Genomic DNA, 13982 nt, shown 5'->3' with positions numbered 1-13982 from the left:
GCGCAAAATGAGCTAGTTCGTTACGCACTCCAGCAAGACGCAGACCAGAATATCCCACACTAGCCGAGGAGTTTCGATAGTCTATACAAACTAACTAGATGGTACAAATTCGTAGAAACCCCGAATGACGGCGACGGCCGATGAGCGCACACTTCGCCATGCGTCGAAGAACCGTCGCGGGTGCGTCGGTTCGAGTCGAGCTTTATTTTGCGGGAGTCGTTGTCATGAGCTTTGCCTCCGTACTGGTCCTGAACGGACCGAACCTCAATCTGCTGGGCACGCGCGAGCCGGCCATCTATGGCTCGGAAACGCTCGACGACGTCGCGAAGCTGTGCCGCGACGCGGGCGAGCGCCTCGACCTCGCGATCGACTTCTGCCAGTCGAACGCCGAGCATCAACTGATCGACTGGCTGCACGCGGCGCGCACCAAGGTCGACGGCATCGTGATCAATCCGGCCGCGTACACGCATACGTCGGTTGCAATCGCCGACGCGCTGACGGCGATCGAAAAGCCCGTCATCGAGGTGCATATCTCGAACGTGCATCGGCGTGAAGCGTTCCGGCATCACTCGTACGTGTCGGCGGTGGCGGACGCGATCATCGTCGGCTGCGGCACGCAGGGCTATGTGCTCGCGCTGGAAAGGATGGCGACGATTCTTAAGCATAGGGCGGCGAAATGAACACTCAAGCGAACACTCAGGAAAATCCCCGGTCCGACGCGCAGATCACCGCGTTGGCCAATGCGCAGGCGAGCTTGCGGGCCACGCCTCAGTCCTTTCTGGTCGGTCTGATCGGCTCGGGCATCAGCGGTTCGCTCACGCCCGCAATGCACGAGGAAGAGGGCAGCAGGCTCGGTCTGCATTACGTGTATCGACGCATCGATCTGGATGCGCAGAAGCTCGATACCGCGGCGCTGCCGGAGCTGCTGACCGCGGCCGAACGGATGGGCTACAACGGCCTGAACATCACATATCCGTGCAAGCAGGCGGTGATTCCGCTGCTCGATGAGCTGTCCGACGACGCCCGCGCGCTCGGCGCGGTCAACACCGTGCTGTTCAAGGACGGCAAGCGTATCGGTCACAACACCGACTGGTCCGGTTTCGCGCGCGCGTTCCAGCGCGGCCTGCCGGACGTGTCGCTGGAACGAGTCGTGCAGCTGGGCGCCGGCGGGGCCGGCGCGGCGGTCGCGCACGCGGCGCTAAACATGGGCGCGCAGTCGCTGACGCTGTTCGACGTCGATGCCGCCCGCGCGCAATCGCTCGCCGACGAATTGCAGGCGCGTTTCCCGAAAGCCAAGGTCAGCGCGGGCACATCGCTCGAAGAATCGCTCGCCGCCGCGCAAGGGCTGATTCACGCGACGCCGACCGGCATGGCTAAAATGCCCGGCCTGCCGCTGCCGGCCGAATTGCTGCACCGCGACCTGTGGGTTGCCGACATCGTCTATTTCCCGATTCGCACAGCGCTGCTGCAAGCGGCCGAGGCGCTCGGCTGCCGCACGCTGAGCGGCGGCGGCATGGCGGTCTACCAGGCGGTCGACGCCATGCGCATTTTCACGGGCCTCGAGCCGGACGCCGAGCGGGTCTACACCCATTTTCAATCGCTGTTGCAACGCTAACCGGCCGCGTAGAGACCGGCATCCAAGCTGATCGAGGAGACCAGTACGACATGACGCAATCGTTCCAATCCAGTTCCGCGGGCTCGCCCGCGCACAGCAAGACGGCGAGCCCCGCGCGCCGTTCGAAAGCCCGCTTTCAGATCCTCGGACTGCTCGCAGTCGGCACGATGATCAACTATCTCGACCGCACCATTCTGGGCATCGCGGCGCCGCAGTTGACGAAGGAGCTCGGCATCAACGCCGCGCTGATGGGCCTGCTGTTCTCCGTATTTTCGTGGAGCTACGTGGCTTCGCAGATTCCGGGGGGCCTGTTTCTCGACCGCTTCGGCAGCAAGATCACGTACTTCCTGTCGATGACGTTCTGGTCGCTGTGCACGCTCGCGCAAGGGCTCGTGGGTGGCATCGCCGGCCTGTTCGCGTTCCGTCTCGGCCTTGGCGTTTCGGAAGCACCGTGTTTTCCGACCAATAGCCGGGTGGTTGCCACGTGGTTTCCGCAAAGCGAGCGCGCGATGGCGACCGGCACCTACACGGTCGGCGAATATATCGGTCTCGCGTTTTTCAGCCCGTTCCTGTTCATGCTGATGGGCGCATTCGGGTGGCGCTCGCTGTTCCTCGTGGTCGGCGGTGTCGGTATCGCGTTTGGCGTGGTGTGGTGGCTGATGTATCGCGAGCCGCGCGATCATCCGTCGGCGAATCAGGAAGAGCTCGACTACATCGAGGCGGGCGGCGGTCTCACGCAGCGCCACAAGGATGTCGCGGGTGCAGCCGATACGGCGGCATCGAAGAAGAGCGGCTTCCAATGGCGCACGATCGGCCAGCTGCTCAAGCATCGTCAGCTGACGGGCATCTGTCTCGGCCAGTTCGCGGGCAATTCGACGCTGGTGTTTTTCCTCACGTGGTTCCCGACGTATCTCGCTACTGAGCGTCACATGGCGTGGCTGAAGATCGGCTTCTTCGCGATCATGCCGTTCATTGCGGCGTCGATCGGCGTGATGTTCGGCGGGGTGTTCTCCGACTGGCTGCTGCGTCGTGGCAAATCGCCGAACGTCGCGCGCAAGCTGCCGATCATCGCTGGTCTGCTGCTCGCGTCGACGATCATTCTCGCCAACTATGTCGAGAGCAACGTGGTCGTGATCGCGATTCTGTCGGTGGCGTTCTTCGCGCAAGGTATGGCGGCGCTCGGCTGGACGCTGGTATCGGATATCGCGCCCGAGGGTCTGCTCGGCGTGACCGGCGGCATCTTCAACTTCGCCGCGAATCTGGCGGGTATCGTGACGCCGCTGGTGGTGGGTTTGATCGTCGCGGCGACCGGTTCGTTCGTCGGTGCGCTGGTGTTTATCGGTGTCGTCGCGTTGATCGGCGCGCTGTCGTATATCTTCATCGTCGGCGATATCAAGCGGATCGTGCTGGCGGATTAAGGCTTCCTGTGAGACGTCGCTTCAGGTGACGGGTGTCGAAGCGACAAAAAACGGGATGTGGCTTTCACCACATCCCGTTTTTCATTTCTCAGCCGCTCGCGTCGCCACCGGCCTCAATCGTCCTTCTTCACGAACCGCAAGATCGCATCGACGATCATCGCCCGATGCCGTGCCCGCAGCCGTGGATGCGACGGATCGCGCCCAAACGCGGTGCCGAACGTATGCCGGTTGCCCACGCGATGAAAGCACAGCGAGCTGATCATCAGGTGCAGATCGATCGGATCGATGTCGCTGCGGAATTGGCCGGCCGCGATGCCGCGCGCGAGCAGATCCTCGATCGTGTGAATCACGGTGACGTTGCGTCCTTTGAACGTCTTGACCTGCTCGACATACTTCGCGCCGTGAATGTTTTCGATCGTCACTAGACGCACGAAGTCGCGCTGCCGGTCGTGGTAATCGAACGTGAATTCGACCAGCGCGCGCATGCCCTCGACCGGATCGAGTTCGCTGATGTGCAGGTCCTGTTCGAGCGCACGAATGTCTCCGTACACCTTTTCCAGCACCGCCTGATACAACCCTTCCTTGCTGCCGAAGTAGTAATACAGCATGCGCTTGGTGGTGTTCGTGCGCTCCGCGATCGCGTCGACGCGGGCACCCGCCAGTCCCATCGCGGAGAACTCCTGGGTCGCGACGTCGAGGATGTTGCGCTTCGTCTGCTCGGGATCGTATTTGCGTGGGGCGTCCACACGCCGGGCGTCGGCTCGCTTGGCGTCGGTACGTCGCGCGTCGTCGTGCGGCGCGCCAGACACGATGCCGTTGGTATCAGGCTCGGCGGCCTTGCTTCCCTTTTTCATTGTGGTTTCGAGCGGCAGTGACGGCGCATTCTAGCATGGCGAAATGGGCCTCTGGCGGGGGTCTCGGGCATCGGTGCAGGTATTTCGAAGGAGCCCGGGCGGCGCTTACGCGACCGGTCGCGTGGGCCGGCGGCGTGCGGCGAGGGCATCGCGTGTTTGCATCGCGGTGTACGTGAGCTGCGCGGCCGCGAGACCGAGCGCGCCGTACGTGCGCGTGAGGCCGAAGCTCGCGAATGCATCGGGCACCGGCCGTTCACCGCAGATCGCCGCCGCCAGCAATTCGCCCGACACCGTGGTCGGCGCCATGCCGTGTCCGCCGAAACCGACCGCATACCAGACGCCATCCGTGCTTTGGCCGATCTGCGGCATCTTGTGTCGCGCGTAGCTCATCAGGCCGCCCCATGCGTGCTCGATGCGTACGTCGCGCAGCTGCGGATAGACCTTCAACAGGTCCTGCCGCAACAGACGCGCGATTGCCTCGGGTTCGCGGTCGCGCACCGAGATGCGGCCGCCCCACAGGATGCGCGTATCGGGCAGCGGCCGGTAGTAGTCGAATGCGAAGCGGGTGTCGTAGACCGCGGCGCGCGTCGCGATCGCGTCGTGCAAGCGTTCGCCGAGCGGTTCGGTCGCCATCACGTAGGTAGCGATCGGCAGCACCGCGCGCTCGACGCGCGCGTACACGTTGCGCGCATAGCCGCCGCCCGCCATCACGACGTGACGCGCGTCGAGCGCACCTTGCGACGTCTCGACGACGAAGCCCGCGCCGTCGCGCCGCAAGCCGACGACCGGCGAGCGCTCGTGGATCGTCACACCCGCTTGCGCGGCCGCCGCGGCGACGCCGAGGACATACTTGAGCGGATGAAAATGGAACGCGTTGCGCTCGAACAGTCCGCCGTGATAGCGGCTCGTTTTCAGTTGCGCGGCGAGTTCGTCGGCAACGATCGGTTCCCAGTCGACGCCGAACGAATCGCGCATCAGACGCCGTTGCGCTTCGAGACGCGCGGGTTCGTCGAACCAGTTCGCGAGGATCACGCCGGCATCGGTTGCGTCGCAATCGATCCGGTAGCGCGCAATGCGTTTGCGCATCAGCTCGACTGCGTCGGTGGTCAGCGCATAGAGTTCGCGCGCGCGTGTCGGGCCGAGCGTCTTCAGCAGGTCGGCGCAATCGAGGCTATAGCCGCCGAACACGAACCCGCCGTTGCGTCCCGATGCGCCGAAGCCGACCTGCTGCGCTTCGAGCACGACGACGTCTTCGACGCCGCGCTCTGCGAGTCCCAACGCAGTGGAGAGTCCCGCGAGTCCCCCGCCGATGATGCAGACGTGCGCGCTGCGTCGGCCGTCGAGCGGCGCAAAGGCGGAGGAGCGGGTGACGGTGGCTTCGTAGAAACTTTGCATGGGGCGCAAGCTCGTGGACACGCGCTAGGTTAGCGGCAATCGCGTGTCGCCGTCCAGCCCGCGTGAGCCCGCAGGTCGGCGGGCGCCCCGCTGCATCTCAAAGCGTGTTATCGACCCCAGCGCAACACCAGCGGATCGAGCCGGCGCGCGATTTTCAACAGTCCTTCGCGCGTCGCCGGATGCATCTGCGGCAGCGGATGACGCACCGCGTCCGAAGCGATCACGCCGCCTTCCTTCATCAGCGCCTTGCACGATGCGAGGCCGCCCTGGCGGTTCTCGTAGTTGATCAGCGGCAGCCACTGCTGATAGTGCGCGGCGGCGGCTTCGGTATCGCCGGCCGCATAGGCATCGATGATCAGGCGGATGCCATCGGCATAACCGCCGCCCGTCATCGAGCCGGTCGCGCCAGCATCGAGATCGGCCATCAGCGTAATTGCTTCCTCGCCGTCCCACGGACCGACGATCGCGTCGCCGCCCAGTTCGATCAGCTCGCGCAGCTTGTTGGCAGCCTGCGGCGTTTCGATCTTGAAGTACGACACGTTGTCGATCTCGCGCGCCATGCGGGCGAGGAACGGCGCGGACAACGGCGTGCCGCTGACCGGCGCATCCTGGATCATGATCGGAATCTGGATCGCATCGGACACCGTGCGATAGAACTCGTAGATGCCGCGCTCGCCGATGCGGATCGTCGCGCCGTGATACGGCGGCATCACCATCACCATCGCGGCGCCCGCGGCCTGCGCGGCGCGGCTGCGTTCCGCGCATTGATACGAGCTGAAGTGCGTGGTCGTGACGATCACCGGCACACGGCCCGCGACGTGTTCGAGCGCGACATGCATCAATGTGCTGCGCTCGTCGTCGGACAGCGCGAACTGCTCGGAGAAGTTCGCGAGAATGCACAGGCCGTTCGAGCCGGCGTCGATCATGAAATCGAGGCAGCGCTTCTGGCCCTCGAGGTCGAGGCGGCCGGAATCGTCGAAGATCGTCGGCACGACGGGGAAGACGCCGCGCAGGGCGGGGGAGTGTGACGCTTGGCTCATGGCGATGTGGTCCGTGTTCGGATGGAAGGATTGCGCCCGAGCCCGCAAGGGAGCGGCGCAACTGGATGAATGTCTGCTGCGGCGACTATACGGCGCGGGGCCTCACAGGTATATTGAATTGTTTCCATATCGTGATCGCTTTTACGAATCACCCCCGCAATGAAAGACACACTGAACGTCCTGCTATCAAAGCTGCGCATGAAGCAGCTGCAACTGCTGATCGCGCTCGACGATCACAAATCGCTGCACAAGGCGGCCGGCGTGATGTCGATGACGCAATCGGCGGCGAGCAAGGCGCTGCAGGAGCTCGAATCGATGCTCGACGCGCCGCTTTTCGAGCGCTCGAAAAGCGGCATGATTCCGAACCAGCTCGGCCATTGCGTGATCCGTTATGCGCGCGTTGTGACGTCCGACCTCACCGCGCTCTGTCAGGACGTCGCCGAAATACGTTCCGGGCGCGGCGGCCGGCTCGCTCTCGGCGCGATCATGGGCGCGATTCCCGACTGCGTGGTGCCCGCGCTGAATCAATTGCATGCGGCGCAACCGGGTCTGTCGATCGAGGTGGTCGAGGACACCAGCGCGCGGATGCTCGCGCAGCTCGACGACGGCCGGCTCGATCTGGTGGTCGGCCGCGCGGCGGTCGCGGCCGATCCGTCGAAGTATCAGTATCGCCCGCTCGGCGACGAGCCGTTGGCGGTGGTGGTCGGGTATCAGCATGCACCATTGCTGCGTCGCGAGATGACGTTGAGCGATCTCGCCGGGCATCGCTGGGTCACGTATCCGTCACATATGCCGCTGCATGCGCTGCTCGAACGCGAGATGGATCTCGCCGGCCTCGACATGCCCGACAATCCGATTTCGACGGCTTCCACTTTCGTGACAGTGGCACTGCTGCAAAGCAGCGCCGAACTGATTTCGCTGCTGCCGAGCGCCATTGCGGAGCCGTTCGTGCGGCACAAGATGCTGCGCGTCGTGCCGGTCAGGCTCAAATCGCCGTCGCAGACATTCGGCATCGTCACGCGCAAGGGCGGCGTGCTGTCGCCGCCGGCGGAGCGGTTTATCGCGCTGTTGCGCGCGCAGACGAAAACGCGAACTTAGGCGCGGCGCAACCAGCTTGCTCAGCCGTCCGCCCGTTGCCGGTAAGAATGCCAGCAAAAAAGCGACTTTATTTCGGCAAGGCCCGCCAGAAACGGCAAAACCGTCCGAACAGACGGTTTGGTATTCGGGTGAAAAGATATTCAATATCTCATGCCGGTTCGCGTTTTGTCATTCGACGCCAGCAGGTGTTGTAGCCGCGACACTGTCACGTCAATCTGAGCCGATGAGGGTCTCTCGTTCCGAGCTACACTGGTTTAAATGAACTGAGCCAGGCTCGACATCCTGGCCATCGCTCGGGGAGAGCAGCCATGAATCGGCCACCGCTTCGGTTTCCGCTTCGCGCGACCAGCACCGTGACCGTGCGGAGCTGGCGTTGGCTCAAATGGGGCCTGGCCGCGTTTTTCCTGCTCGCGATGGCGCTAGTTGCGCGGCTCGTGCAGATCGAGGTCGAGACCTCGCGGCTACAGGCGCGCTACCTTTCCGAACTGACTCGCGACGTTGGTTTCTCGGTCGCCGACGGTCCCAGTCATTCCATCCGCTTTCCGCAAGCCGACAAGGGCCCGTACGACGCGCGCCTCGGCTACGCGCTGTTGCCGGCGATCCAGCAGCGTCTGTTGCAGCATGGCTTCGAAATCAGCTCGCAGGCGCGCGATTCAGAACGCATGCTGTCGCTGGCAGATGGCGGCCTGTTCCTGCCTTACGACGAAAAAGACACCGCGGGCCTGCAATTGTTCGACGGCACCGGCGTGCCGCTATACAGCGCCCAGTTTCCGGGCCGCGTGTACGACAGCTTCGACGCGATTCCGCCGCTCGTCGTGAACTCGCTGCTGTTCATCGAGGACCGCTATCTGCTCGATCCGAATCAGCCGAACCGCAATCCGGCGATCGACTGGGGGCGCTTCAGCCGCGCGCTCGCCGACCAGGGCGCGCGCGTGTTCAATCGACATCAGCAGACGCCGGGCGGCAGCACGCTCGCGACGCAGATCGAGAAATTCCGTCACTCGGCGGGCGGCCGCACCGCGACGCCGCCGGAAAAGCTGCGGCAAATCGCGTCCGCGTCGGTGCGCGCCTATCTGAACGGACCGCAAACGCTGCCCGCGCGCGAACAGATCGTCGTGCATTATCTGAACTCGGTGCCGCTTGCCGCGCAGCCCGGCGTCGGCGAAATCAACGGTATCGGCGATGGTCTCGCCGCCTGGTACGGGCGCGATTTCCGCGAGACCAACCGTCTGCTGAAGGCACCGTCGACCGACACGAATCTGCCCGACCAGGGCCTGGCGTTTCGGGAAGTGTTGTCGCTGATGATCGCGCAGCGCGCGCCGTCGTTTTTCCTGCAGCGCGGCTATCCCGAGCTGGAACGGCTGACCGACAGCTATCTGCGGCTGCTCGCGAGTGGCGGCGTGATCACCGCGCAGTTGCGCGACGCGGCGTTGGCGGCGCATGTCGAACTGCATCGCGCGCCGCGCAGCACACCGGATCTCGGTTCGTTCGTGTCGCGCAAGGCGGTCACGTCGATGCGCTCGCATCTGCTCGCCGCGCTCGGCGTGCGCAGTTTCTATGAACTCGACCGCCTGGACATGCAGGCGACGGGCACGCTGAACAATGACGTACAACAGGCCATTGCCGAGCGCCTCGCCGCCGCCGCGACCAAAGACGGCGCGAAGGCCGCGGGGCTGGTGGGCTACGAAATGCTGCGCGGGTCCGACGATCCGACGCATATCGCCTACAGCTTCACGCTGTTCGAGCGGCACGGCGACGCGAATCTCGTGCGCGTGCAGACCGATAGCGTGAACCAGCCGTTCGACATCAATTCGGGCGCGCGCCTGAACCTCGGCTCGACCGCGAAACTGCGCACCGTGATCACGTATCTGCAGATCGTCACCGATTTGCACACCCGTTACGCGTCGCTGAGCAATGCCGAGCTGAAAGCGATCACACCCGATCCGAACGATCGGCTGACGCGCTGGGCGATCGACTATCTGCTGCACACGCGAGATCATTCGCTGCAGCCGATGCTCGACGCCGCCGTCGAGCGTAAATACTCGGCGAGCCCGGGTGAAACCTTCTTTACGGGCGGCGGCGCGCAGACCTTCACGAACTTCGAGTCCGACGACAACAGCCGCATCCTGACCGTGCATCGCGCGTTCCAGCATTCGGTGAATCTCGTGTTCGTGCGGCTGATGCGCGATATCGTGCACTATGAAATGGTGCAGACCACCGGGCCGTCGTCGGAGTGGCTCGGCGATACCGCGACCCGCAAGATGTATCTGACGCGTTTCGCCGATCAGGAAAGCCGCGTGTACATGAAGCGCTTCTACACGAAGTATCACGGCAAGACGCCCGATCAGCAGATCACGCTGTTGCTGCTCGGCGTGCGCAAATCGCCGCCGAAAGTGGCGACCGCTTTGCGCAGCGTGGCGCCGGATCAATCGAACGCGTGGTTCAACAGGATGATGTACGCGGCGCTGAAGAACACGCCGTCGGCTTCGATGCTCGACGACGAAGACCTCGCGAATCTGTACGACAAGTACGGCATAAACCGTTTCAACCTGAACGACCGCGGCTATATCTCCAGCGTGCATCCGCTCGAACTATGGACGCTGAATTATCTGCGCAAGCATCCCGATGCGACGCTCGCGCAGATCGAAACCGCAAGCCAGGACGTGCGACTGTCCACCTACTCGTGGCTCTTCAAGACGCGCTATCACGCGACTCAGGATCGGCGCATCAAGCGCATGGTCGAACTGCGCGCGTTCGACGCGATCGGCAAGTCTTGGCAGGCGCTCGGCTATCCGTTTGCGTCGCTGACGCCGTCGTATGCGGCCGCGATCGGCGCGTCGGGTGATCGTCCGGCGGCGCTCGCGCAACTGATCGGCGTGATCGCGAACGGCGGCAACAAGGTGCCGACCGAAACGCTGACGCAAATCGACTTCGCGAAGGATACGCCGTACGAAACGCATTTCAGGCGCGCGGTGGTTGCGCCGCAGCAGCAGGTGTCGCCGGAGATCGCCGGTGAGGTACGGATGCTGTTGCGTGATGTCGTGACGGGCGGGACCGCGAGGCGTCTCGCGCAGGGCATGACGTTCCCGAACGGCGAAACGCTCGAAGTCTATGGCAAGACCGGCACCGGCGATCAGCGTTTGAACGTTTACGCGAAGGGCGCGCGCCTGATCGAGTCGCGCAAGGTGAATCGCAGCGCGACCTTCGTGTTCGCGCTCGGCGACCGCTTCTACGGCACGCTGACCGCGTGGGTGCACGAGCCGTATGCCGCGCGTTACGACTTCACGAGTGCGCTGGCGGTGCAGTTGCTGAAGTCGATGGCGCCGGCGTTGCAGCCGTTGCTCGATAAACCGGTTCAGAAAACCGTGACGACGGTGCCGGCGCAATCGCCGCCAGCTGCGACGAAGGTCGCCGCGCACTGAAGCGCTTACCGCTCGTCATAACCCACCTCGGTGGCCGCCGGCTTCAGAAACAGTTCATGGACCGGTGCGAAATGCGCGTATAGCGGCAGAATCGCACCGCCCATTGCACGGGCATCGGCGCCGATCGCGCCTTCCAGCAATTGCGGCCGCACCATCCCTTCCCATTCGAAACGATCGAGTACGCGCTCGGTACGGCGAATGATCTCGCGCAGCAATAGCCGGTCGAACTCGCCGTCGATCACGACGGCTTCGAGATCGAGCAGCGCGGCCGCATTGGTTAGCGCGTTTGCGATTGCCGGGCACGCGCTGTCGAGCCATTGCTCGGTATGCCTCCACAACTCGGGCGACAGCGCGCGATGATCGTGCGCCGCGGCGGCCGGCGCGCCCGCATCGCTGAACAGTTGTTCGAGCACGAAGCCCGATGCCGCGTGCAGCAACTGCCGCGCGGGTTTGCGGGCGCTGCCTTCGCGCAGCGGGATCGAACCGACCGCTCCCGCGTTGTCGTGCGGACCGCCATGCAGACGGCCGTCGATCACGAGCCCGCCGCCGATGAATGTGCCGACGAATAGATACAGGAAGTTGTGGATGCCGCGGCCCTGGCCCATCACGAGCTCGGCCGCGCACGCGGCCGTGGTGTCTTTGGCGAACTCGACGGGCAGGCCGGTTATCGTCGCGATGCGCGCGCGTAGATCGATGTCGTTCCAGGCTTCGAGCGCGTCGGGCGGCGCGCCGAGAAAGTCGCGCCAGCCGCCGAGCCACAACGGCGCCGCGACGCCTACGCCGACCACTTTGCCGGCCTTCGCACCGAGCGTCTGGTTCACGCGCGCGAGTTTGCTTTCGAGCGCGGGGAACAGCGTTCTCGGGTCGGGATACGCATACTCGAACACGTCGCGGCACACGATGCGCCCGGCGAAATCCATCGCGAGCACGTCGAGACTGCGGCGTCCGACCTTGATGCCGATCGTGTATGCGCCGTCCGCGCACAACGCGATCGGCACCGACGGCTGGCCGATCTTGCCACGCACGCGCGCCTGCTTTTCGAGCAGACCGTCGGCGATCAGCCGATCGGCGATCATCGACACCGTCTGCATCGAAAGACGCGTGAGGCGGCCGACCTCGGCCTTCGGCAGCGGGCCATGCAAGCGGATCGTTTGCAGCACGATCCGCTCGTTGAATTGCCGCATGCCCACCTGGTTCGAGCCGACCGTGCGTTTGACCGGCGAACGCGTGCTGGTGCTGGAGGTGTCCATTGTCGTGTATCGGCCTCGTGGCTCAGCGGGTTGAGCGGCGCGTCATGCGATCGCCTTCACGTCGGCTTTCTTCGCGCCGGTCATGATCGCGACCGCTTCCGACATGTGCACGTCCTTCGTATTGACGAGCGCCGCGCGCCGGCCGAGCCGTTGAATGTGGATGCGGTCGGCGATCTCGAACACGTGCGGCATGTTGTGGCTGATCAGAATCACCGGCAGACCACGATCGCGCACGCGGCGGATCAGTTCGAGCACCATGTTGCCTTCCTTCACGCCGAGCGCGGCGGTGGGCTCGTCGAGAATCACGACGTGGCGCGCGAACGCCGCGCTGCGTGCCACGGCGACGCCCTGGCGCTGACCGCCCGACAGCGTTTCGACCGCCTGGCGCATCGAGCGGATGCCGATCTGCAGATCTTTCATGGCCGCGGTCGCTTCGTCGAGCATGCGGCGCTTGTCGATCATCTTGAGCAGCGAGCCGCGCCAGCCCGGTTTCAGCAATTCGCGGGCGAGAAACAGGTTTTCGGCGATGCTCATCGCCGGCGCGACCGCGAGTTCCTGGTACACGGTCTCGATGCCCTGAGCGCGCGCATCGAGCGGACTGCGGAACTTGACCGGTTTGCCGTCGAGCAGAATCTCGCCTTCGTCGGGCACCGTCGCGCCCGAGAGCGCCTTGATCAGCGACGATTTGCCCGCGCCGTTGTCGCCGATCACCGCGAGGATTTCGCCGGGCAGCACTTCGAAATCGCAACCGTCGAGCGCGGTCACGTTGCCATAACGTTTGACGAGCCCGCGTGCTTGCAGAACCGGCATCGCAGAGGACGTGGAAGGGGAGGTGGAGGTCAGCATGACAAGGCTCCTGTGCGGGATCAACGGCCGCGGTGCGAGAGTTTATCGGCGGCGACCGCGAGAATCACGAGGATGCCGGTGATCAAGACCTGGTACACCGAGGACACGCCGATCAGCGTCAGGCCGTTACGAAACACGCCGACGATCAGCGCTCCAAGCAAGGTGCCGACGATCGACCCGCGTCCGCCGAACAGACTCGTGCCGCCGAGCACGACCGCGGTGATGCTGTCGAGGTTCTCGGTTTGCCCGGCTTGCGGATCGCCGACGCCGGTGCGCGCTACCGACAGCAGCGCGGCGATGCCATAGATCGCGCCGGCGAGCGTGTAGACGATCAGCAGAATCCGCTGCGACGACAGGCCCATCAGCCGCGCGGCCTCGGCGTTGTTGCCGAGCGCGTACAGATGGCGCCCCGGCACCGTGTCGCGCAGCACGAACCACGTGGCCAGGTACATCAGCAGCGTCAGCACGGTGCCGTACGTGACTTCCGCCGGTCCGAGCTTGAACGTGCTGCCGAAGAACATGATCGCGTCGGGCAGGTTCGACACGCTTTCCGCGTTCGAGTAGATCTGCGTGAGCGCAAACGCGATGTTCAGCGTACCCAGCGTGACGATGAACGCCGGCAACTTGATGCGCGTGATCAACAGACCGTTCAGTAAGCCGAACAAGGTACTGGCGCCGATGCCGCACAGGATTGCGAGAATGGGTGGTACGCCGAGCACGACCGCGAACTTGGTCATGATGATCGAGCCGAAAGCCATCACCATGCCGCAGGACAGATCGATGCCGCCGGTCAGCACGATCAGCGTCTGGCCGATCGCGATGACCGCGACGACCATCGTCTGTTGCAGGATCAGCGACAGGTTCTGGAACGATAGAAAGCGGCTGCTCTGCGAAATAAAGAACCCGCAGGCCAGCACCAGCGCGATCAGCGGTCCGATTTCGGACAGCGACGGAAGGTGCTCGGAGAAAGACGGGCGCGGGCGGCCGGCGGGCGCGGAAGGGGTCGACATGATGGCAGTCCTCGGTACATGAGCGTGACGTGAA

At 64.3% G+C, this 13982-nt stretch carries 11 protein-coding genes; 5 read left to right on the top strand and 6 right to left on the bottom strand.

Translation table 11 applies throughout. From position 1 onward, the window contains the following. Window positions 1-224: 224 nt before the first annotated feature. From aroQ to BC1002_RS21815, 3 genes are read left to right on the top strand one after another with little or no spacing between them, the layout of a single operon-like run. Window positions 225-680, top strand: a complete 456-nt coding sequence (gene aroQ / locus BC1002_RS21825) for a type II 3-dehydroquinate dehydratase (RefSeq protein WP_013092161.1) — start codon at window positions 225-227, stop codon at window positions 678-680. After that, window positions 677-1615, top strand: coding sequence for a shikimate dehydrogenase (locus BC1002_RS21820; RefSeq protein ID WP_013092160.1), 939 nt, complete (start codon window positions 677-679; stop codon window positions 1613-1615). Before aroQ ends, BC1002_RS21820 begins: the two co-directional genes overlap by 4 nt. A 50-nt stretch (window positions 1616-1665) precedes the next feature. Beyond that, on the top strand, window positions 1666-3033 hold the full coding sequence (locus BC1002_RS21815; protein WP_013092159.1) for an MFS transporter: 1368 nt from the start codon (window positions 1666-1668) through the stop codon (window positions 3031-3033). Between the two features lie 113 nt (window positions 3034-3146). Here the strand turns inward: BC1002_RS21815 and BC1002_RS21810 are convergent, their stop codons facing one another. The 3 genes from BC1002_RS21810 to BC1002_RS21800 all read right to left on the bottom strand — a co-directional run bounded on the left by BC1002_RS21810 (window position 3147) and on the right by BC1002_RS21800 (window position 6322). Next, window positions 3147-3887, bottom strand: coding sequence for a TetR/AcrR family transcriptional regulator (locus BC1002_RS21810; protein WP_013092158.1), 741 nt, complete (start codon window positions 3885-3887; stop codon window positions 3147-3149). A gap of 105 nt (window positions 3888-3992) precedes the next feature. Then, the gene (locus tag BC1002_RS21805; protein WP_013092157.1) at window positions 3993-5282 is read right to left on the bottom strand and encodes an NAD(P)/FAD-dependent oxidoreductase; all 1290 of its coding nucleotides are present in this window, start codon (window positions 5280-5282) and stop codon (window positions 3993-3995) included. A gap of 107 nt (window positions 5283-5389) precedes the next feature. Then, window positions 5390-6322, bottom strand: a complete 933-nt coding sequence (locus BC1002_RS21800) for a dihydrodipicolinate synthase family protein (protein WP_013092156.1) — start codon at window positions 6320-6322, stop codon at window positions 5390-5392. Window positions 6323-6481: 159 nt separating this feature from the next. Here BC1002_RS21800 and BC1002_RS21795 point away from each other — a divergent pair, with 159 nt between their 5' ends. After that, the gene (locus BC1002_RS21795; RefSeq protein WP_013092155.1) at window positions 6482-7420 is read left to right on the top strand and encodes a LysR family transcriptional regulator; all 939 of its coding nucleotides are present in this window, start codon (window positions 6482-6484) and stop codon (window positions 7418-7420) included. Between the two features lie 308 nt (window positions 7421-7728). Then, window positions 7729-10842, top strand: coding sequence for a transglycosylase domain-containing protein (locus BC1002_RS21790; RefSeq protein WP_013092154.1), 3114 nt, complete (start codon window positions 7729-7731; stop codon window positions 10840-10842). Window positions 10843-10847: 5 nt separating this feature from the next. Here BC1002_RS21790 and BC1002_RS21785 read toward each other — a convergent pair whose 3' ends face one another. The 3 genes from BC1002_RS21785 to BC1002_RS21775 are packed head-to-tail and all read right to left on the bottom strand — an operon-like array spanning window position 10848 to window position 13948. Next, on the bottom strand, window positions 10848-12092 hold the full coding sequence (locus BC1002_RS21785) for an ROK family transcriptional regulator (RefSeq protein WP_013092153.1): 1245 nt from the start codon (window positions 12090-12092) through the stop codon (window positions 10848-10850). Window positions 12093-12134: 42 nt separating this feature from the next. Next, the gene (locus BC1002_RS21780) at window positions 12135-12938 is read right to left on the bottom strand and encodes an ATP-binding cassette domain-containing protein (protein WP_013092152.1); all 804 of its coding nucleotides are present in this window, start codon (window positions 12936-12938) and stop codon (window positions 12135-12137) included. Window positions 12939-12958: 20 nt separating this feature from the next. Next, the gene (locus BC1002_RS21775; protein ID WP_013092151.1) at window positions 12959-13948 is read right to left on the bottom strand and encodes an ABC transporter permease; all 990 of its coding nucleotides are present in this window, start codon (window positions 13946-13948) and stop codon (window positions 12959-12961) included. Window positions 13949-13982 lie beyond the last annotated feature (34 nt).

Origin of the sequence: Paraburkholderia atlantica (genome assembly GCF_000092885.1) — a bacterium.
GTDB lineage: Bacteria > Pseudomonadota > Gammaproteobacteria > Burkholderiales > Burkholderiaceae > Paraburkholderia > Paraburkholderia atlantica.
This window is presented reverse-complemented; position numbering and strand designations above follow the sequence as displayed.